The following is a 20,655-nucleotide window of genomic DNA, read 5'->3' on the forward strand; positions in this document are numbered from 1 at the left end:
GTCTGCGCCAGCGCCAGCATCGGCGCCGATAGCCACAGCAGGCAGAGCAGGGAAAGGATCAGGCGACGCATCTCAGGACTCTTTGCGCAGGCGCTTGGCCAGCAGTTCGGCGAAGTTGGGCAGGGCCGGCGCGGGTGCGACGACCAGCGGTTCGGGCAGTGTGTGCAGCGCGGTGATGCCGCCCGCGGTCACGCCGATGAGCAGCTGTTCCTTGCCGACCTCGATCACCATCACGCGCTCCTTCGCGCCGACCGACAGCATCGACACCACCCGCAGCTGTTCGCTGGGGCGGATGCCCAGGCCGGCGCCGGGCATGCGCTTGAGCAGCCAGGCCAGGCCCAGGATCAGGCCCAGCACCAGCAGCAGGCCGAACAGCGCGCCGCCGATGCCGGGCGTGGAGGGTGCGTGCTGGCCGATCTTCTGTGCGGGCGCGGCTGCGGCGGCGAGGAAGGCGAAGGCGTGCATGGTCGGGCTCAGCGCAGGCGCCGGATGCGTTCGCTGGGGCTGACCACGTCGGTCAGCCGCACGCCGAAACGGTCGTTGACCACGACGACTTCGCCATGCGCGATCAGCGTGCCGTTGACGAACACGTCCAGCGGTTCGCCGGCGCCGCGCTCCAGTTCCACCACCGAGCCCTGGTTGAGCTGCAGCAGGTTGCGGATGGGCATGCGGGTGCGGCCCACTTCCAGCGACAGCGTCACCGGCACGTCGAGGATGACGTCCAGGCTCATGTCGGGTTCGGCGGCGTGCATGTCGGTCGACGGCTCGTCGAGGGTGGCAAGGGTGTCTTCGGTTTCGGGGATCATGGCGTGGCGTCCTGGAAGGCGACGGGAGTCAGGGCGTGGCGTGGCGCGGCGGCGGCGTGGTGGCCGCCGGGAGGATGCTTGGCGGTGATCTTCACGGCGTTCAGACCGTTGGAGATGCCGAACTCGCCGGTGAACACCGGCACCTGTTCGACGCAGACCGGCACCACCTTCGGCAGGTCGATCGGCAGGATGTCGCCGACCTTCAGGCCGGTGAGCTGGCGCAGGCTGATCTGCTTGTGCGCCAGCACGCTGGAGACGGTGACCTCGGCGCCGCGCAGCTGTTCGTGCAGGGTGACGCGGAAGCTGTCGTCGTCGTGCACGCGGTCGGACTGGATGCCGGCATCCAGCAGTTCGCGGATCGGCTCCAGCATGGAATAGGGCAGGGTGACGTGCAGGTCGCCGCCGCCGCCGTCCAGCTCCACGTGGAAGCGGCTGACGACCACGTATTCACGCGGGCTGACGATGTTGGCGAAGTGCGGATTTACCTCGCTGGTGATGTACTCGAAATCCACCGGCATCACCGGCGCCCAGGCGTCGATGAGGTCGGCGAAGGTCTGCTTGAGCAGCAACTGGATCACCCGCATTTCGGTGGCGGTGAACTCGCGCCCTTCGATCTTGGCCGGATAGCGGCCGTCGCCGCCGAAGAAGTTGTCCACCATGGTGAACACCAGCTTGGGTTCGAACACGATCAGGCCCACGCCGCGCAGCGGCTTGAACTTGATCAGGTTGAGGTTGGTGGGCACGTACAGCGAGTGCAGGTATTCGCTGAACTTGATGGTCTCGATGCCGCGCACCGACAGTTCGGCCGAGCGGCGCAACAGGTTGAACAGGCCGATCCGCCAGGTCCGCACGAAGCGCTCGTTGATCATCTCCAGCGTGGGCAGCCGGCCGCGCACGATGCGGTCCTGGCTGGCGAAATCGTAGGTGCGCGCGACCGTGGGGTCGTGCGGCGGTTCCTCGGTCTCGATCGCGCCGGAATCGACGCCGTTGAGCAGGGCGTCGATCTCGTCTTGCGACAGCAGGTCACTGGTCATCATGGCGGCGGGCGTCCGTCACTGCATCACGAAGCTGGTGAACAGCAGCGACTCGGCGGACGGCTTGCCGGTCTCGGCCACCAGCAGGGCCTTCACTTCGCCCAGGGCGGCGTTCTGCAGGCGCTCCTTGCCTTCGCGCGACATCAGACTGGCGGCGTCCTGCTGGGCGAACAGCATCAGCAGGCGCGCGCGGATCGCCGGCGCATGCAGTTCGATGGCCTTCAGCGATTCCGGGTCGCGGGTCATCAGCTGCACTTCCACCTGCAGGTAGCGGGCGCCGCCGGTCTCGCCGACCAGGTTCACCACGAAAGGCGGCTCCAGCGCGAAGTACTGCGCCGGGGCAGGCACCTCGCCGGGGCTCTTGGCCTTCGGTGCATCGGGCTTCACGTCCTTGCCGGCATGGCTGGCGAAGTACCAAGCACCACCGCCGGCGGCGCCGGCCGCGATCACGGCCACCAGGCCGATGGTCAGCAGCGACTTGCCGCCCTTGGGCTTGTCGCCCTTGTCGGCCTTGGATTTGCTTGCGGTCTTGTCGGCGGCTGCCACGGCGCGGGATCTCCTGAGGGGTCGGTCCAGGGGATGCAAGCGGCGTGCCGGGGTTCGTGGGAAAGGCCGACGGGGTTTTGACGGACGTGCTTTCTGTAGGAACGACGTGAGTCACGACCGCGGAAACTCGGTGCCATGAGCGCCGGACCATGCGGCCATCCCTGTATGAACGATCTTCCAGGACCGCCATGACGTGCGGTGGCGACTTGCGTCGCTCCTACAGGAGAGGCAGGTCGGTCAGGCGTAGGCGTCCACCAGCCCGCGTGCGGTCATACGGACGGTGCGGGGCGTCTCGGCGGCGGCTTCGGCGTCGGCAGGGTTTTCACCATGAGACGAGGCGGCCCCCTGCGACGGCGGCGTGTGCTGCTGGCCGACATCGGCATGGGCGAGCTGGAAGCCGTGCTGGCCCAGCATGTCGCGCAGACGGGGCAGGCTGTTTTCCAGCGCCTGGCGGACCTCGGCCTGGGCGCTGCTGAAGTCGGCGTGCACGCGGTCGCCCTCCAGGCGCAGGCGGATCTCCACCGTGCCGAGGTCGTTCGGGGTCACCTTGATGTGCGCGTGGCCGATCTTCTGGTCGGCCATCCAGCGCACGGCATCGCCGACGTCTTCGTCGAAGTGGCCGCCATGGAGGTCGGCACTGGGAGCTTCCATCGCGTTGACGGTTTCAGTGCGCGACAAGCCAAGCGGTGCGTTCGAGGCACCGACGCCGGCCAGCAGATTGCCGACCGGCGTGGAGGCATCGCCTTCCTCGCTGCGGAAGGCATCGACCAGGTCGCGACCCAGGTGGATCGCATCAGGCACGGCCGCCGCCACCTGGCCCGTGGCCAGATGCGCGGCGAACGACAGCAGGTTCTGCAGCGGTGCCTTGGCGTCGGTCGCGGCAGACGTGGGCGGTTGCGACGTTGTCGACGTGCCGGCAGGCACGGGCGTTGTGCTGTCAGCCGAGGTGTCGGGCGGGATGCCGACCGCCACGTCTGGCAGAGAAGCGGCCGTCAGCGCAGCGGGCATCGTCGTAGCGCCACCCGTCGGCAGGCCCTCGGCGTGGGCGGGTGCGCTGGGCATGAGCTGGGCGCCCGCGAGCAGCGGATTGCCGATTGGTTCGGCCACCACCACGGCCGCCGCCGCCAAAGGCGTTGGCGCCTGGAGCGGCGGCAGCTCCATCAGGATCGGCGGCACCGAGGATGCGGCGGGCGCATCCTCGGCGGTGTCCTTCTCGGCGGACGCGGGTGCAGCCTCGTCCGGTCTGCCGGCGGTCCTGTCCGGACGCGGCGCGGCACGGTCCTTCGCTTCGCCGGCGCGCGAGGTCTGCGCGCGCGCTGCGTCGTCGCGTCTGGCGGGACGACGGACCATGTCGTCGAACGCAGGCTTCTTCGTCGCCGAGCCATCGTCGTTGGACATCGTGGCGTTGGCCGGCGTCGTCGCAGGCGCGGACGCCGGGGTGGCGAACGACAGGGCGGAGGTCGGCGACGGCATCAGGCGTCCTCGCTTTCCCGTGCGGCAGCGGCCAGGCGCGCGCGCCGCGCGCCCAGGTCGTCCATCTCGCGCTGGTCGCGCCGGTCCACGATCTGCCGCTCCTGCACGCGATAACTGGCGGCTAGTTGTTCCAGCACCTGCTTGTCGCGGCTGGCCAGCAGCAGGCGGTCGCGTTCGATGTCGACGCTGGCGCGGCTGCGGTCGACGTTCTGCAACTGCTGCTTGAGGGCCTGGTCGATGCGCTCGAGGAAGGCGCGGCGGTTCGCCAGCTGTGCCGGGCTGGTGGCCGCCATCTGGCTGTTGGCGTAGTCCTCGGCGTACTGGCGCAGCTCTTCCAGCCTGGATTCGTGCTGCGCCAGCGTGCGCTGGCGCTCGGCCAGGTCGCGGGCGACGGAATCTTCGTGCTCCTGCGCGCGGCGCAGCAGGGGGTCGATTCGGCGGGACTGGATCATGGCGGGTTCCTTGCGTTACGGCAGGCCGGGCGGCACGGGGATGCCGGCGGCGGCGTTGCGTTGGATCAGGGCTTCGAGGGCGGCGCGACTGCTCGGCAGGTCGGCGGCGCGCGCCACGTCCTGGCCGAGAAATTCGACGATCTCCGGCCAGCGTTCCAGCGCCTCATCCACGGTCGGATCGTTGCCGCGCTGGTAGGCGCCGATGGCGATCAGGTCGCGGTTGCTGGTATAGGCGGACAGCAGGCGCTTGAGCTTGCGGATGCGGTCGCGCCAGGTTTCGTCGGCGATCTCGGTGACCACGCGGCTGACCGAGGATTCCACGTCGATGGCCGGGTACAGGCCGCTGTCGGCCACGCGGCGCGAGAGCAGGATGTGGCCGTCCAGGATGGCGCGGGCGGCGTCGGCGATGGGGTCCTGCGGATCGTCGCCTTCGGTCAGCACGGTGTAGAAGGCGGTGATGGAACCGCGCCCCTTGGCGCCATTGCCCGCGCGCTCGACCAGCGCCGGCAGGCGCGCGAACACGGAAGGCGGATAACCGCGTGTCGTCGGCGGTTCGCCGACCGACAGGCCGATCTCGCGCTGCGCCTGGGCGAAGCGGGTCAGCGAATCCATCAGCAGCAGCACGTTCAGGCCCTGGTCGCGGAACCATTCGGCAATGGCGGTGGCGCGGTACGCACCCTGCAGGCGCGCCAGCGGCGGACGGTCGGCCGGGCTGGCCACGACGACCGCGCGCGCCAGGCCGGACGGGCCCAGCGTGGTCTCGACGAAATCGCGCACTTCGCGGCCGCGTTCGCCGATCAGGCCGACGACGATCACGTCGGCGGCGGTGTAGCGGGTCATCATGCCCAGCAGTGTCGACTTGCCCACGCCCGAACCGGCGAACAGGCCCACGCGCTGGCCGCGGCCGATGGGAAGCAGGGCGTTGATCGCGCGCACGCCGACATCCAGCGGCTGGGTGATGGGCTCGCGCGAGAGCGGGTTGATCGCCATGCCCGCCAGGCTGACGCTGCCCTCGGCGCGGATCGGGCCGCGGCCATCGAGCGGCACGCCGTCGCTGTCGATCACGCGCCCCAGCAGGCCTTCGCCGACTTCCACGCCGCCACGGCGACGCGACGGCACCACGCGCGCGTTCGGCAGCAGGCCGTGCAGTTCGGCGCTGGGCATCAGATAGGTGCGTTCGCCGGAGAAGCCGACGACTTCGGCATCGACCCAACCGCCATCGACGACTTCCACCTTGCAGGTGGCGCCCATGGGTGCTTCGCAGCCGATGGCTTCCAGGGTCAGGCCGACGGCGCGCCGGAGGATGCCTTCGCGGATCAGGCCGCGGCCGCCCAGTTCGGGATTGATCTGCGACAGCCGCGTGGCCAGGCGCAGGTCGCGTGCGGTCAGCCACTCCAGGGGTTGGGCGCTCATGCGCGCGCGCTCCGGTTGAGCACGGTTTCCAGCGCGCCACGCCGGCGCGCTTCCAGGGTGCCGTCGATGCGCACGCTCTCGGCATGCACGCGCAGGTCGCCGCGGGTGAGGCTGGTGTCGGCGGTCAGGCGGGTGTGCGCGGTCATGGCCAGCACGGGGGTCAGCGCGGCGATGTCGTCCGGATGCAGGCGCAGCTCGACTTCGCGCTGCGCGCCGCCGACGGCGTCCAGCGCGGTGGTGGCCAGTTCCTGCAGCAGGACCGGGTCGGTCTGGTAGGCACGGCCGACCAGGGCACCGGCGATACGCACGGCGAGTTCGGACAGTGCGGCGATGACTTCGTTCTCCAGACGGTCCAGGGGCCGCGAGAAGTTGTCCAGGATGCCTTCCATCTGTGCGGCGAGACGACGGACCTCCGCCTGCCCCTGGGCGAAGCCCTCGGCATGGCCTTCGGCGAGCCCGCGTTCCAGGCCTTCGCGGTAGGCGGCGTCCTGGATGGCCTGGATCTCTTCCAGGGTCGGCGGCACCGGCGGTGGCACCTGCTCCTCGGGCGCCGTCGCCGACACCACCACGTCCAGCGGCGCGGGCATCCAGCGCATCGGGGAGGCCGCGGTCATACCATTTCCTCGGCGCTGGCCATCAGCGAGATGACGCCCTGGTCAGCCAGGCGGCGGACGATAGCCAGGATTTCCTTCTGCGCGCCTTCAACATCGGACAGGCGCACCGGGCCGCGCGCTTCCATGTCTTCCAGCAGGATCTGCGCCGCGCGCTGGGACATGTTGCGGGTGATCTTTTCCTTCACCTTCGCGTCGGCACCGCGCAGGGCCAGGCCCAGGCGGTCGTTCGGCACTTCGCGCAGCAGCGCCTGCAGTTCGCGGTCGCCCAGATCGGCGAGGTTGTCGAACACGAACATCAGGTCCTGGATGCGCGCGCCCAGGTCGGCGTCGACCTGGGTGATGCTGCCCAGGATCACCTGGTCCTGGCCGGAGTCCATGAAGTTGAGGATGTTGGCCGCCACCTTCACGCCGCCGATGCTGGAGGCTTTCAGGTTCTGGTTGCCGGCGAACTGGCGTTCCATGATCTCGTTGAGTTCGTTCAGCGCATTGGGCGGAATGCCGTCCAGCGTGGCAATGCGCAGCAGCACGTCGGTGCGCGTGCGCTCGGCCAGCAGCTTCAGCGTTTCCGCGGCCTGGTCGCTGTCCAGGGGGGCCAGCACGATGGCGATGATCTGCGGGTGCTCGTTGCGGACCAGGTCGGCGATGGCGCGCGGATCCATCCACTTCAGCGTGTCCAGGCCGGTGGTGTTGCGTCCCAGCAGGATGCGGTCGATCAGGCTGCCGGCCTTGTCTTCGCCCAGGGCCTGCACCAGCTCCTTGCGCCCGTAGTCGTCGGCACCCATGCCCAGCGAGGTCTGCTTGTCCAGCGCCTCGCCGAAGGTGGAGATGACCTGCATGACCTGCTCGCGGCTCACGCCGGAGATGGTGGCCATGGCGATGCCGAGCTTCTGCACCTCCTTGGCGTTCATGTGCTTGAGGACTTCGGCGGCGTCCTCCTCACCCAGCGAGAGCAGCAGCACGGCAGCGCGCTGGACGCCGGTCAGTGCGTTGTCGTTCGCGTTACTCATCACTGGCCACCCAATCCTTGACGACCTGGGCCACCTGCTTGGAATCGGCCTTCACCGCCTCGCGCGCCTGGCGTAGCCGGTCTTCGTACGCATCGGAGGGCAGGGCGCGCAGCGGTGGCGCATGCTCGTGCGACAGCGTGGCGACCACGCCCTCATCGCCATCGGCGTCGACCACGCTGATGTCCACGTCGTCCTCGTCGGCCTGCGCCTTCGGCCTTCCGGTCGGATGGATGATCTGGCGCATCGCCGGGCGCAGAACGCCGAACAGCAGCGCGATCACCACAAGCGCACCCAGGCCGTAACGCGCGATGTCGCGCAGCAGCGGGTTGTGCAGCCACGGGCTTTCCCAGAAGGGGACGTCCTCCGGCTTGTCGGTCTCGCGCACGAACGGGGCGTTCATCACCGACACCGAGTCGCCGCGCGCGGCGTCGAAGCCCACGGCTTCCTTCACCAGTGCTTCGATGCGCGCCAGGGTGGCGGCATCCAGCGCGGTCATCACGACCTTGCCGTTCTCGCCCGTGCGCGGCACGTGGTCGACCAGCACGGCGGCGGTGACGCGACGCACGCGCCCGGCCGGCTGCCGGGTGTGCTGCAGCGTGCGATCCATCTCGAAGTTGCGGGTGGCGCTGCTGCTGGTCTCCACCGGGGCGGCGGGGTTGGGCGCGGCCGCGGCGTTCGGGCCGGGCGGGGTGTTGCTGGTGGCGCCGGGCACGCCCTCGGGGCCGTTGCCGGCGACGGTGTTCTGGCTGACCTGTTCGCTGCGGATCTTGGCCGGATCGTTGGCGAAGGTCTCGCGGGCTTCCTCGGTGACCGAGAAATCCATGTCCACGGCGACTTCGGCATTCACGCGGCCGGGACCGGTCAATGGTTCCAGCAGTTCGCGGATGCGGTCGTTGAAGGAGGTCTCCAGCTTGCGCACGCGCTCGAACTGGGCGGCATTGAGCGCGGCCTCGCTGTTCGGATCGCTGATGGTGAGCATGCGGCCGCTCTGGTCGACCACGGTGACGCGTTCCGGCGCCAGATCGGGGATGGACGACGACACCAGGTGCACGATGGCGTCCACCTGGTTGCGTTCCAGCATGGCGCCGGAGCGCAGGTCGAGCACGACCGACGCGCTGGCGACTTCGCGCTGGCGGGTGAAGGCGCTGGGCTTGGGAATGGCCAGGTGCACGCGCGCATCGCGCACCGGGCGCAGGGTGGTGATGGTGCGCACCAGCTCGGTTTCCAGTGCGTGCTGGTAGCGCGCGTTCTCGACGAACTGGCTGACGCCGAAGCCGGGATCGCGCTCCATCATCTCGAAGCCCAGGCGGCCGCTCTCGGCCAGGCCGGCGCCCGCCAGCTTCAGGCGAGCGTCGTGCAGGTTCGCTTCCGGCACGGAGATCGCGCCGGTGGCCTGGTCCAGCTGGAACGGGATCTGTGCCGCGCGCAGCATGTCGGTGGCTTCGGCGGTGGCCTTTGCGTCCAGGCCGGTGTAAAGCGGGGGGTAGGCCGGCTTCTGCGACCAGAAGAACACGAACAGGCCCAGCGCAACCGCGCCGGCGATCATCAGCAGCGTGCCCATCTGCTTGAACACGCGCGCATCCTGGATCTTGGTCAGCGCCGCACCGGCCTTGTCGGCGGTCAGCGATTCCTTCAGGGCTTCCTTGGACAGCGTGAGGGCCATGGCGACGGATCGGTTCGGTAGGGGGTCGGATCAGCGGGACCGCATCACAGCGGCATGTTCATGACGTCCTGGTAGGCCTGCACCAGGCGGTTGCGCACTTCGACGGTGGCGCGGAAGGCGACCTGCGACTGCTGCGCCGCCACCATCACCCGCGCCAGGGCCGCGCGCGGATCGCCCAGCTCGGACGCCTGGGCCCGTGCGCCGGCGGTCTTCTGCGCACCGTTGACGCCTTCCAGCGCGTTCTGCAGCGTCTCGCCGAAGCTGGGCGCCTTGACGCCCGGCTGCTCCAGACCGACCCGGTTGGGGGCGAAGGCGCCCGGATTGGGCTCCAGCGCGCGCGTCCCCATCTGGTGCTGGTAGCTGCGGATCTGCGAGAGGATGGAGGTGACGTCGGACATGGGCGGATGCTTCGGTCGTCGGAATGTCTTGCGTGATCAGTTGCAAGACCCGTGCCGGAACCGCGCCCCGCCGCCAGTCAGTTTTCCGTCGCCAGGGCCACGTCTTCGCGCTCCACGCCGTACTTGCGCAGCTTTTCGACCAGCGTGGTGCGGCGCAGGCCCAGCAGCTGGGCCGCGTGCGCGACCACGCCGCCGGCGCGGTCCAGCGCATCGCGGATCAGGTTGAGCTCGATCTGGGCGATGTGTTCGCGCAGGTCGATGCCCGCTTCCGGCGGGCGGTCGGCCGGGACCGCGGGCGCGGCGGCGATCGTGGTCGGGGTGACGGCGGTCGCCATGGACGGTGCGGCAGCGGCGGGCTGCGCGGGCACGGCGGCGGCTTCCGTGGCCACGGCGTCCAGGTGCTCGGGCTGGTAGCGCTTGGGCAGGTCGGCCACGCGCACCAGTCCGCCCGGATGCAGCACCGCCAGGCGTTCCACCAGGTTGGTCAGCTCGCGCACGTTGCCCGGCCAGGCATACAGGCGCAGGGCCTGCAGCGTCTCGTTGGCGAAGCGCACTTCGCCGCGGCCGGTGCGGGACAGCTGCGCGGCGATGGTCATCACCAGGTCGGGCAGGTCGTCGGCGCGCTCGCGCAGCGCGGGCATCTCGATGGGGAACACGTTGAGGCGGTAGAACAGGTCCTCGCGGAAGTGGCCATCGGCGATGCGCGCTTCCAGGTTGCGGTGGGTGGCGGCGATCACGCGCACATTGCAGCGGATGGTCTGGTTGCCGCCGACGCGCTCGAAGCTGCGCTCCTGCAGCACGCGCAGCAGCTTGACCTGCATCGGCAGGCTCATGTCGCCGATCTCGTCCAGCAGCAGGGTGCCGCCTTCGGCCATCTCGAAGCGGCCCTTGCGCGCGCTCAGCGCGCCGGTGAAGGCGCCTTTCTCGTGGCCGAACAGTTCGCTTTCCAGCAGGTCGGGCGGGATGGCGCCGCAGTTGATTGCCACGAACGGTCCGTCGCGGCGCGGCGACTGGTCGTGGATGGCGCGCGCCACCACTTCCTTGCCGGTGCCGGATTCGCCCAGCACCAGCACGGTGGTGTCGAAGCTGGCGACCTGCTCGATCATGCGGCGCAGGCGGGTGACTGCGGGGCTGTTGCCGGTGGGGCCGCTAGTCGTGACCTGCTGGGCCTGGTGTTCGGTATCCAGGCGCTTGAGGCTGGCGCGGCGCAGGCAGGCTTCCAGCTGGGCATGGCGGATCGGGCTTTCCAGCGTCCATACGCCGGCTTCGTGCAGGCCGTGCGCAGCGGCGAAGGCCGCCGTGTCGCCTTCCAGCAGCAGCACCGGAGGGGGCAGCTGGGCCTTGCCCAGCCAGGCGAAGAAGGCGTCGGCGGCCTTCTGGTCGTCCACCGTGCCGACGACCACCGCCAGCCAGTCGTGCGGACGCTGGCGGCGGACATCCACGTCACCGGCGCTGGCGACCCAGCGGGGTGTCAGGTCCATGAATTCGAGCAGGCCGGCCAGGCGTTCGGCACGCGGGGCGTCGGCGTCGATGACGAGGATGCGGGATTCACTCATGGCGGCGGTCTTTGAACTTCTCGAGGATGGGCAAGACTTCCTGGATGTAGGACAGCTTGCTGACGAAATCGTCGGCGCCGGCGCGCATCGCGTGTTCGCGGTGCTCGGCGTCGTCGAAATGGCTGGCGATCACGATGAACGGCGGAGCGTCCTGGGTCTTGATCAGGCGGGTGGCCTGCAGGCCGCCCATCTCCGGCATGGCCAGGTCCATCAGCACCACGTCCGGACGCAGGGTCTCGGAGCGCTCGATGGCTTCCAGGCCATTGCTGGCGCGGCCCACGATCTCCAGCCACTCCACCTTGCGCAGATGGCGCAGGGCGGCGTTGATGAAGCCTTCGTGGTCGTCCACCAGCAGTACGGTGATCTTGCTCATTGCGTTCGTGCTCCGTTATCCGGCCTTGGCCAAGACCGATACGGTAGCGCGTCGGCGTTCCCGGGCGGGAGCGATATCGAGCTGTTCCCGGTACTTCGCCACAGTTCTGCGGGCGATGTGGATGCCCTGCCGGGCCAGCAGGCCGGCGATGGCCTCGTCGGCCAGCGGCTTGCCGGCCGGCTCGGAATCGATCAGGCGGCGCACCATCGCGCGCACGGCGGGGCCGGACACGTTGGCGCCTTCCAGGCGCACGGCGAAGAAATGCTTCAGCTCGAACGTGCCGCGCGGAGTCTGCATGTACTTGCCGGTGGTGATGCGCGAGACGGGGGATTCGTGCATGCCGATGGCATCGGCGATTTCCTTCAGCGTCAGTGGCGCCATCGCTTCATCGCCCTGGGCGAGGAAGCCGGCCTGGCGCTCGACGATGGCACGCGCCGTACGCAGCAGGGTGTCGTAACGGATCGAGAGGCCACGGGTCAGCCAGCGCGCTTCCTGCAGCAGTTCGCGCAGCTTGCCGGCGCCCTCGGACGGGCCGGCCTGCTCCAGCGCGTGCTCCTGCAGGGCGTTCACCCGCACCCGCGGCGTGGTAGCCGGATTCAGCGCCACGCGCCAGGCGCAGTCGGCATGCCACGCCACCACGTCGGGCACGATGTAGCCCGTCGGCGCCGGGGCCAGCGACGCGCCGGGGCGCGCATCCAGCGACAGCACCAGGCGCACGCCTTCCATCACCTGCTCGCTGTCCAGGTCGAGCAGGCGGGCGAGGGCGTCGTATTCGTGCGCGGCCAGCAACGCCAGGCCGTCGGTGACGATGCGGCGGGCGACATGACGCCCCGGCACGCGGCCGTGCAGGCAGTCCAGCTGCACCAGCAGGCACTCGCGCACGTCGGCGGCGGTGAGGCCGGGGAACTCGCCACGCAGCAGGCGATCGCGCAACGCGAGCACGGCGCCGGTGCTCAGGTCGAAGCGGGCCGACGCCAGCAGCGCCAGGGTCTCGGGCGCCTGCTCCAGATAGCCGGCGTCGTTGGTGTTCTCCAGCCAGAACGCGACCACGTCCAGCGCGCGCTCATCCAGTTCCAGCGCCAGGCGGTCGAGCACGCGCACGTGCGGGTCGCTGGATTCGCCGGCGGCCACGCGCTGCATGCGGTCGTCGTCGCCGTCCTGCCAGCTGGTGCCCGGCACGTCCCACAGGTTGGACTCGGGCAGTTCGTCGAAGGCGGCGACTTCGGTGGCGGCGGCATCCTGCGCGGGCAGCACCTCGATCTCGCCGTTCTGTTCGGCGTCCTGCGCTTCTTCCACCTCAAGCAGTGGATTGAGGTCCAGCGCGCGCTGCACTTCCATTTCCAGCTGCAGGCCATCCAGCTGCAGCAGCCGGAGCGACTGCAGCAGTTGCGGCGTCAGGTGGAGTTGCTGCCCGAGCTGGGTGGAAAGTCCCGTCTTCATTCCCGTTGTCCCCGATTCGATGGCATGCCGTGGTCGGCTTCACATCGTGTTGACACTTTGCGGGGCGGGTGACGGAAAAAAAATCAGGGCGTTTCTGGTCGTGATGCGGGCACGCCCCACGGGCTGTCAGGATTTCCCCTACAGCGTCGGGTTGTCGTCGATGGAAGGGGACCGAAAGGGCGGCGAGGCAACGGGAATCCGTCGCCGGCGGGGTCATCCACGCCGTTGCTGCAAGGCTCAGGCCAGTTCGTTCTGGTGGCGCGCGGCCAGCAGCAGCAGATCGTTCGCACGGCGGCAGCCCAGCGATTCCATCATCCGTGCACGATGGGTTTCGACCGTCTTGACGCTGATGCCGAGCTGCGCCGCGATTTCCTTGCTGCTCATGCCGCTGCCCAGCTGGCGCAGGATCTCCCGCTGGCGCGGCGCCAGCGCCGCAACACCGGTGGGACGCTGCGAGTTGAGCATCGGGGCCAGCATCTTGGAAGACACCTGCGGACTGAGGAACACCTGTCCGTCGGCGGCGGCACGCAGGGCCAGCTCCAGTTCCATCGGGGCGGCTTCCTTCACGACGAAGCCTGCGCAACCCCGGTCCAGTGCCACGCGCACCTGGGTGGGATCGTTGTGCATGGACATGATCACCACGCGCGTCTGCGGCAGCGACTCGCGCAGCGGGGGCAGCAGGTCCAGGCCACTGCGGTCGGGCAGGGACAGATCCAGCAGGATCAGGTCGGGACGATGGATCGCCGCCAGGTCCAGGGCTTGCTGGGCGTTGCACGCCTCCGCGACCACGTCGACGTCGGGCAACGCCTGGAGCAGCCGGCCGATGCCGGCGCGGACCAGGGTGTGGTCATCGACGATGAGTACGCGCACGGGAGAAGCCAGAGGTCGCTGTTGTCACGAGTCGTCTCACGATAACGGGGCGGACGGGACGCGTCAATTCACAAAGGCGACGGAGATGTGAAAGCCCGACTTGAGTCACACTTGTGCTGGGCAGGGCGCCCGAAAAACCACGATGTCGCCGCGGTGGCAGGACGGTCGGTGCGCGAATTAGGGCGGACATGCAGGGTGGCGAGATGCGTCTATCCGCGGCCGGCCTGTTGCGACTGCCGGGCTTCGGCGATCTGGCGGCGGTGCAGTCGGAACAGGTGGCGGTCCATCGCTTCGGCCAGGCCAGCGTTCAGCGCACCGAATTGCAGCCAAAGATGATGCAGGCCGTGCGACCCCTGCACCTGCGCCAGCACCATCACGGGCAATTCGATCTGGTCGCTGAGCCAGGCGGCCGGCTGCACGACGACGATGCCTGGCGCGCCCTCGGTGCATGCCACCGGCGATGTCGCATCAAGCCTCATTCCGCGGTGCGACCAGCGCAGCGCCGTGGGCGCTGGTGCGCCTTCGTGGCGGCGCGCCAGGCGTCCCAGCAACGACAGCACCAGGTCGAGCTTGGCCTCGATGCGCTGCTGGGTGGGGGTGGCTTCCTTGCGTTCATCGGGATCGTCGCCACGCACGTCTTCGGCGATGGCCAAGCCCTTGAGCAGCGCTTCGGAGGTCGCCTGCATCACCACGCGCGCGCCGGTGTCGAAGTGCGCCGGCAGCACCACGTCACAGGTGAGCGCACCATCGAACAGGACATGCTCGGCCGGGTGTTCCACCAGCACGATCGGTGTGGCCATGGCTCATCCCTCCACGACGGACAGGTAGGCGCGCGCCGCGCGGTCTGCGCGCTGGCTGGCATGCATGCGGATGCGGGCCTGCTCGCGCGCATCCTGCATGGTCTTCTGCAATTCCAGTTGCGCGCGCAGCAGCGATGCCAGGTCGTCGCAGCCGGCGGCCCGGCCGTCGTCCGCGTGCAGGAAGGCGCGCACGTCGTGATCGTGGTGGTTGAGCAGGCGCTCGACATCCTCCAGATCGCCCGCGTGCAGGGCATGCCGCATGGCGTCCAGCTGGGCGAACAGGTCGTCGAGGGCCGGCGCGGCGCTCATCGTGCGGCGGCCATCGCCGGTACGTGGCGTTGCTCGGGCGGGATGGCGTTCCACGCCGATTCGATTTCGCCCAGCAGGTCCAGCGATTCGCGCAGGGCGGATGCATCGTTGTGCAGGTTGGCCTCGATCAGCCGGGTCTGCACGTAGTCGTACAGGGCCGACAGGCTGCCGGCGATGTCGCCGCCCGCTTCGTGATCCAGCGAGCCGTTGAGGTGCCCGATGATCGCGCTGACCTCGCCGATCGCCTTGCCCTTGCGCGCCAGGTCGCCGCGGACCACGCAGGCTTCCGCCAGGCGCAGGCGTTCGCAGGCACCGGACAGCAGCAGGGCCACCAGACGGTGCGGATCCGCTTCCATCACCGCGCTGCTGAGGCCGGTATTGCGGTACTGCGCGGCATACGACTGAAGTGACATTACGTGATCTCCTGGGGCGGTGGCGCAGACGTGCGCCGCACGACCACATTGCTTATCCGGTCTGGTTGGACAGAGAAGCCAGTTGCTGGGCGAGGTAGTTGCTGGTGCTGCTCATCTGGCCGACCAGCGCGTCCATGGCGACGAACTGGGCCTTGTACCGGTTCCCGACGGCTTCCATGCGCGCGTCCAGTGCGGTGCGCTGTGCCGTGACGTCCTTGATCTGCGCGTTCAGTCCGTTGCTGCGCAGGGTGAAGGCGCCATCGGTGCCGATGTAGCTGCCCACGGCCTTCTGCAGCCTGCCGGCGAACCCGGTTTCGCCGGTGAAGGCGGTGCTGATCTTCTGCGGGTCGGCGGCCAGGGCCGCGGTGAATTTGCTGCTGTCGAACACCAGCGTGCCGTCGGAGGACGGGTAGCCCTTGGTCTGCAGGCCCAGCGTCTTGGCGTCCAGCCCCTGTGCGGCGAGGTCGCCGAGCAGGTTGCCCATCATGCTGCGCAGTTGCCCGGAGGCGCTGCGCATCTGCGCGTCGCCGGTAAGGGCGGAGGGCTCGTTGGTCTCCGCGTTGTATTTCGTCGACGCATTGATGGCGCCGATGGCGGTGTTGTAAGCGTTGACGACGTCCTGGATCAGCTTGCGGGCGGCGGCGGTGTCGGTGGATACGGTGACGGTGCTGGTGCCCTTGGCCTTCAGGTCCAGGGTCAGCCCGGGGACGGCCTCGGTGATCTTATTGCCGCTGGCGGTGACGGTCAGGCCGTCGATCCTGACCACGGCGTCCGCCGCCGGAACGCGCTCCTGCAGGCTGCCGACAAGCGATTGCAGGTCACCGCTGCCGGAGGTGAAGGCGAGGGTGATGCCGTTGGCCGCACCGGTCTTGTCCGAGGACACCGACAGATACTGCCCATCGTTGGAGGTGAGAACGCTGGCCTGCACGCCCTTGCTGCGCGCGGCATCGTTGATGGCGCTGCGCACGTCCTGCAGGGTGGCGCCCTCGGCGATATCGATGGCCAGCGACTCGCCGCCGACGGTCAGCGTCAATTGACCGGCGCCGAAGGTCTGCGCGGCGGCGACCGGCGCGTTGGTGATCCATTTGTTGGCAGTGGCCAGATCGACCACTTCCACGTTGTAGGTGCCGTTGGGCGTGCCGCTGGAGACGGTGGCGGCCGCGACGGTATCGGTGGCCGACTTGACCGTGCGTACGTCGAAGGCCGTGGCGGACTTCAGGGCCTTGAGCGCGGTGTCCAGCGTACTGAAGGCCGAGCTGACGGTGCCGATGGCGGACAGCTTGAACTTGGCCTGGCTCTCGATGCGGTTGAGCCGGTTGTCGGCGGGCTTGCGATCGGCGGCGACCAGCTGCTCGACCATGCCGGTGATGTCCATGCCGGAGCCGACGCCGCCATAACCCAATGAATAGTCTGCCATTGCCCTGTCTCCTGTCTGACCCTTTCCGCAAAAAGGGAGGCCGGGCGGGTCGCCATCCGGTCACGAATGGGACCCGCCCGTGCAGTACCAATAACGGCCCGCGGGAACCGTTCTTTAGCCCGCATTTCTCCGTCTCCCACCGCCGCCGTGGGACCGGCGTGCTGGTGAGAAATGCAGGCTTTCGGGGTGATGCAGGGTTTGTGCCAGTGGAGCGAGGAATGAGCGGAGAGGAGTGAGAAGTGAGCAAAAGCGTCCAGCCGGCTCAGCAGCGTTCGCTTCCACTCACTCCTTGCTCCTCACTCCTCACTCCTCTCCACTCACTCCTGCCAAAAAAAGACCCCCGCCGTTGCCGGCGGGGGCTGGGGTACTGCCAAACGGAGGGAGACGAATCCGTCCGTGACGACAGGTAACTAGGAGGAACTGCGGGTGAGGCGTGCTGCGTATCAGCGCAGCAGGGACAGCACGTTCTGCGGCACCTGGTTGGCCTGGGCCAGCATGGCCGTACCGGCTTGCTGCAGGATCTGGGTGCGGGTCAGTTCGGCGGTTTCCTTGGCGAAGTCCGTGTCGCGGGTGCGGCTGCGCGAAGCGGCCAGGTTTTCCGAGCTGGGCTGCAGGTTGGCGACCACCGAGGTGAAGCGGTTCTGCACCGCACCCAGGGCGGCGCGGGCCGAGTTGACCGCGGTCAGCGCCTTGTCGACGATCTCCAGCGCCTGCTGCGCGCCCTTGAAGGTGGAGATGTCCAGGTTGGAGGCGTACTGCTTGGCCGTGGCGACCGTGCTGGCGGGGACGTCGGCCGGGGCGGTGCCGCCAGTCCAGGTACCGGTTTCGATGGCGATGCCCTTGAAGGCGCCGTTGCTGCCCACGCTGTCCTTTACCGATGTCAGGTTGACCGCACCGGCCGCACCGACTTCGGCATACACGCCGCTTTCACCGATCTTGGCATTGATGGCAGTGACCAGCGCCTTGGCGGCGGCGTCGCGGGTGGCCACGGCCGTGCCCTGCGCCGCGACATCGACGGTGTCGATGGTGACGGTGGCGCCGTCGGCGTTGGTCAGTTGCAGGCCTTCGATCTTCAAGGCGGTCACGCCGTCGGCGGGCGTGGCGGTGGTGAAGGTGGCGGTGGCGAACATCGCGCCGCCCAGCGCATTGGCCTTGGCATCGACGACCTTGTCGACGGCGATGGCCTGGCCGGCATTGGCGCCCACCTGGAACAGCTGGCTGGAGAACGAGCCGTCCAGCAGTTTGGTGCCGTTGAAGTCGGCCTGCTTGGCGACGCGATCGATTTCGGCCGTCAGCTGCTTGACTTCGGCGTTCAGCGCCGCGCGGTCGGACGAAGAATTCGTCGCGTTGGCCGACTGCACCGACAGCTCGCGGATGCGCTGCAGGTTGTTGCCGATTTCGGTCAGCGAGCCTTCGGCGACCTGGGCCAGCGAGATGCCGTCGTTGGCGTTGCGCACGGCCACGTCCAGGCCGCGGATCTGGGTGCTGAAGCGTTCGGAGATGGCCAGACCGGCGGCGTCGTCCTTGGCGCTGTTGATGCGCAGACCGGACGAAAGGCGCTGGATCGTGGTGGCCAGCGAGGCGCCGCTGGTGCCCAGGTTGCGCTGGGCATTCAGCGAGATGGTGTTGGTGTTGATGACCTGTGCCATGGGAAAGTCCTGATTGGGGCGAGGAAGGAGTGCCTGACCGGGACGGGCGGGAGAGACGTCCGCCCCGGTGCCTGGCGCCGCGTCAGCGGAGCAGGCTCAGCACGTTCTGCGGCACCTGGTTGGCCTGGGCCAGCATGGCCGTACCGGCCTGCTGCAGGATCTGGGTGCGGGTCAGTTCGGCGGTTTCCTTGGCGAAGTCCGTATCGCGGATGCGGCTGCGCGAGGCGGCCAGGTTTTCCGAGCTGGTCTGGAGGTTGGCAACCACCGAGGTGAAGCGGTTCTGCACCGCACCCAGGTCGGCGCGGGCCGAGTTGACCGAGGTCAGCGCGGCGTCGACGATTTCCAGGGCCTTCTGCGCGCCTTCGAACGTGGTGATGTCCAGGTCCTTGGCGAACGACGCGGTGGCCGTGGCGGCCGCCGTGGTGGTCGCAGCCGTCAGGCCGGAGCCCGTCACCGTGCCGCCGACCACCAGGTCCTTCCCGGCCTTTACCGAGTTCAGCGTCACCTGGTCGGCCGTGACCGAGGCGTACACGCCGGTCTCGCCCATCTTGGCGTTGATCGCCGTCGCCAGCGTCTTGGCGATATCGTCGCCGCTGGTGCCGTTGGTGTAGGCGACGGTATCGATGGCCACCGAGTTGATCGTCAGGCCGGCGATGCTGCCGTCGGCGGCGGCGTCGGCGATGGCCGTGCCGGTAACGTCGGCGGCGAACTTCACGTTGCCGAGCGACTGCGAACGCGCATCGACCACCTTGTCGACGGCGATGGCCTGGCCGGCATTGGCACCCACCTGGAACAGCTGGCTGGAGAACGTGCCATCCAGCAGCTTGGTGCCGTTGAAGTCGGCCTGCTTGGCGACGCGGTCGATTTCCGAGGTCAGCTGCTTGACTTCGGCATTCAGTGCCGCGCGGTCGGACGAGGAATTCGTCGCGTTGGCCGACTGCACCGACAGCTCACGGATGCGCTGCAGGTTGTTGCCGATTTCGGTCAGCGAGCCTTCGGCGACCTGGGCCAGCGAGATGCCGTCGTTGGCGTTGCGCACGGCCACGTCCAGGCCGCGGATCTGGGTGGAGAAGCGCTCGGAGATGGCCAGACCGGCGGCGTCGTCCTTGGCGCTGTTGATGCGCAGACCGGAGGACAGCCGCTGGATCGTGGTCGCCAGCGAGGCGCCGCTGGTGCCCAGATTGCGCTGGGCATTCAGCGAGATGGTGTTGGTGTTGATGACCTGTGCCATGAGTTCGACTCCTTAGGCGTTTTCTGCACGGGGGATGATGTTGTCCAACGATTCCCCGCCGTGCCGCCGGGGACGCTAGGTTCAGCCTTGCAACAAGCTCAATACGCCCTGCGGCGCCTGGTTGGCCTGGGCCAGCATGGCCGTACCGGCCTGCTGCAGGATCTGGGTGCGGGTCAGTTCGGCGGTTTCCTTGGCGAAGTCCGTGTCGCGGATGCGGCTACGGGACGCGGCCAGGTTTTCCGAGCTGGTCTGCAGGTTGGCGACCACCGAGGTGAAGCGGTTCTGGATCGCGCCCAGGTCGGCGCGCGCACCGTTGACCGAGGTCAGTGCCTTGTCCACCACTTCCAGGGCGCGCTGGGCGCCGGCGAAGGTGGTGATGTCCAGGCCCTGGACGAAGCTGTTCGTGGTGGCCAGGTCGCCGCCGTTGGTGCTGGTCTCGGTCAGGCCGAGGTTGGCGGCGGTGGACACCGTGGCGCCGGCGACGACCGGGCCGCCGAACGCCAGGGCGAACTCCTGCCCGCCCTTGACCGAGGTCAGGTTGATGACGCCGGCCTTGACCTCGGCGTACACGCCGGTTTCGCCCAGCTTGTTGTTGATGGCGGCGGCCGCGGCCTGCGTGATCGACTGTCCGGCCTTCACGTCGAAGGCGCCGATGTCGACGGTGGTCGCGCTGCCACCGGTCGGGGTGACCGAGATCTGCAGCTGCGAATAGGTGGTATCGGCGGCGGCCGCGTCGGTACCCAGTGCCGTGCCCGCGTAGGTATTGGCGAACGTCACGCCGCCCAGGGTCTGGGCACGGGCGTCGACCACCTTGTCGATGGCGATGGCCTGGCCGGCGTTGGCGCCCACCTGGAACAGCTGGCTGGTGAACGTGCCGTCCAGCAGCTTGGTGCCGTTGAAGTCGGCCTGCTTGGCGACGCGGTCGATTTCCGAGGTCAGCTGCTTGACTTCGGCGTTCAGTGCGGCGCGATCGGACGCGGAGTTGCTGGCGTTGGAGGACTGCACGGCCAGTTCGCGGATGCGCTGCAGGTTGTTGCCGATTTCGGTCAGCGAGCCTTCGGCGACCTGGGCCAGCGAGATGCCGTCGTTGGCGTTGCGCACGGCCACGTCCAGGCCGCGGATCTGGGTGCTGAAGCGTTCGGAGATGGCCAGACCGGCGGCGTCGTCCTTGGCGCTGTTGATGCGCAGACC

General features: G+C 68.7%; 22 protein-coding genes. All 22 read right to left on the bottom strand.

What is annotated here, in order from left to right; genetic code table 11:
• Positions 1 to 72: 72 nt before the first annotated feature.
• On the bottom strand, positions 73 to 465 hold the full coding sequence (gene fliO / locus CSC76_RS16360) for a flagellar biosynthetic protein FliO (RefSeq protein ID WP_162111036.1): 393 nt from the start codon (positions 463 to 465) through the stop codon (positions 73 to 75).
• 8 nt (positions 466 to 473) lie between these two features.
• Entirely contained in the window at positions 474 to 752 is a 279-nt protein-coding gene (gene fliN / locus CSC76_RS16365) for a flagellar motor switch protein FliN (RefSeq protein ID WP_379605514.1), read from the bottom strand.
• Between the two features lie 50 nt (positions 753 to 802).
• Complete coding sequence (gene fliM / locus CSC76_RS16370) at positions 803 to 1,843, bottom strand: flagellar motor switch protein FliM (protein WP_162111037.1); 1,041 nt, start codon at positions 1,841 to 1,843, stop codon at positions 803 to 805.
• 15 nt (positions 1,844 to 1,858) lie between these two features.
• The gene (locus tag CSC76_RS16375; protein WP_185897005.1) at positions 1,859 to 2,416 is read right to left on the bottom strand and encodes a flagellar basal body-associated FliL family protein; all 558 of its coding nucleotides are present in this window, start codon (positions 2,414 to 2,416) and stop codon (positions 1,859 to 1,861) included.
• Positions 2,417 to 2,623: 207 nt separating this feature from the next.
• Positions 2,624 to 3,859: a flagellar hook-length control protein FliK gene (locus CSC76_RS16380; protein ID WP_202923556.1), complete on the bottom strand. Its 1,236-nt coding sequence runs from the start codon at positions 3,857 to 3,859 to the stop codon at positions 2,624 to 2,626.
• Positions 3,859 to 4,311 (bottom strand): flagellar export protein FliJ, encoded by a 453-nt coding sequence (gene fliJ, locus CSC76_RS16385; protein WP_162111039.1) that lies wholly within the window; start codon positions 4,309 to 4,311, stop codon positions 3,859 to 3,861. The genes CSC76_RS16380 and fliJ overlap by 1 nt, the downstream gene beginning before the upstream one ends.
• A gap of 15 nt (positions 4,312 to 4,326) precedes the next feature.
• Positions 4,327 to 5,724, bottom strand: coding sequence for a flagellar protein export ATPase FliI (gene fliI / locus CSC76_RS16390; protein WP_162111040.1), 1,398 nt, complete (start codon positions 5,722 to 5,724; stop codon positions 4,327 to 4,329).
• The gene (locus CSC76_RS16395) at positions 5,721 to 6,320 is read right to left on the bottom strand and encodes a FliH/SctL family protein (protein WP_425500886.1); all 600 of its coding nucleotides are present in this window, start codon (positions 6,318 to 6,320) and stop codon (positions 5,721 to 5,723) included. The genes fliI and CSC76_RS16395 overlap by 4 nt, the downstream gene beginning before the upstream one ends.
• Positions 6,321 to 6,334: 14 nt before the next feature.
• Entirely contained in the window at positions 6,335 to 7,345 is a 1,011-nt protein-coding gene (gene fliG, locus CSC76_RS16400; RefSeq protein ID WP_274382104.1) for a flagellar motor switch protein FliG, read from the bottom strand.
• Complete coding sequence (gene fliF / locus CSC76_RS16405) at positions 7,338 to 9,008, bottom strand: flagellar basal-body MS-ring/collar protein FliF (protein ID WP_162111042.1); 1,671 nt, start codon at positions 9,006 to 9,008, stop codon at positions 7,338 to 7,340. The genes fliG and fliF overlap by 8 nt, the downstream gene beginning before the upstream one ends.
• Positions 9,009 to 9,052: 44 nt before the next feature.
• Positions 9,053 to 9,406 (bottom strand): flagellar hook-basal body complex protein FliE, encoded by a 354-nt coding sequence (gene fliE, locus CSC76_RS16410; RefSeq protein ID WP_162111043.1) that lies wholly within the window; start codon positions 9,404 to 9,406, stop codon positions 9,053 to 9,055.
• Between the two features lie 77 nt (positions 9,407 to 9,483).
• Positions 9,484 to 10,962 carry a sigma-54 dependent transcriptional regulator gene (locus tag CSC76_RS16415; RefSeq protein ID WP_162111044.1) on the bottom strand — a complete coding sequence of 493 codons (1,479 nt, stop codon included), beginning with the start codon at positions 10,960 to 10,962 and terminating at the stop codon, positions 9,484 to 9,486.
• Positions 10,955 to 11,335 carry a response regulator gene (locus tag CSC76_RS16420; RefSeq protein WP_162111045.1) on the bottom strand — a complete coding sequence of 127 codons (381 nt, stop codon included), beginning with the start codon at positions 11,333 to 11,335 and terminating at the stop codon, positions 10,955 to 10,957. The genes CSC76_RS16415 and CSC76_RS16420 overlap by 8 nt, the downstream gene beginning before the upstream one ends.
• A gap of 15 nt (positions 11,336 to 11,350) precedes the next feature.
• Positions 11,351 to 12,775, bottom strand: a complete 1,425-nt coding sequence (rpoN, locus tag CSC76_RS16425) for an RNA polymerase factor sigma-54 (protein ID WP_162111046.1) — start codon at positions 12,773 to 12,775, stop codon at positions 11,351 to 11,353.
• A gap of 237 nt (positions 12,776 to 13,012) precedes the next feature.
• Positions 13,013 to 13,645 carry a response regulator gene (locus tag CSC76_RS16430; protein ID WP_162111047.1) on the bottom strand — a complete coding sequence of 211 codons (633 nt, stop codon included), beginning with the start codon at positions 13,643 to 13,645 and terminating at the stop codon, positions 13,013 to 13,015.
• A 209-nt stretch (positions 13,646 to 13,854) separates the two neighbouring features.
• Positions 13,855 to 14,445, bottom strand: coding sequence for a PilZ domain-containing protein (locus tag CSC76_RS16435; RefSeq protein WP_162111048.1), 591 nt, complete (start codon positions 14,443 to 14,445; stop codon positions 13,855 to 13,857).
• 3 nt (positions 14,446 to 14,448) lie between these two features.
• Entirely contained in the window at positions 14,449 to 14,754 is a 306-nt protein-coding gene (locus tag CSC76_RS16440) for a hypothetical protein (protein ID WP_162111049.1), read from the bottom strand.
• A complete protein-coding gene (gene fliS / locus CSC76_RS16445; protein WP_162111050.1) occupies positions 14,751 to 15,167 on the bottom strand; it encodes a flagellar export chaperone FliS in 417 nt (138 codons plus the stop codon). Before fliS ends, CSC76_RS16440 begins: the two co-directional genes overlap by 4 nt.
• 52 nt (positions 15,168 to 15,219) lie before the next feature.
• Positions 15,220 to 16,584, bottom strand: coding sequence for a flagellar filament capping protein FliD (gene fliD / locus CSC76_RS16450; protein ID WP_162111051.1), 1,365 nt, complete (start codon positions 16,582 to 16,584; stop codon positions 15,220 to 15,222).
• Between the two features lie 443 nt (positions 16,585 to 17,027).
• Positions 17,028 to 18,233 (bottom strand): flagellin, encoded by a 1,206-nt coding sequence (locus CSC76_RS16455; protein WP_162111052.1) that lies wholly within the window; start codon positions 18,231 to 18,233, stop codon positions 17,028 to 17,030.
• Positions 18,234 to 18,315: 82 nt separating this feature from the next.
• Entirely contained in the window at positions 18,316 to 19,464 is a 1,149-nt protein-coding gene (locus CSC76_RS16460) for a flagellin (protein WP_162111053.1), read from the bottom strand.
• Between the two features lie 81 nt (positions 19,465 to 19,545).
• Positions 19,546 to 20,655 (bottom strand): flagellin (locus CSC76_RS16465; protein ID WP_162111054.1); only part of this gene is annotated, 1,110 nt, incomplete at its 5' end.

It is taken from the genome of Pseudoxanthomonas mexicana (assembly GCF_010093385.1).
Lineage (GTDB): Bacteria > Pseudomonadota > Gammaproteobacteria > Xanthomonadales > Xanthomonadaceae > Pseudoxanthomonas_A > Pseudoxanthomonas_A mexicana.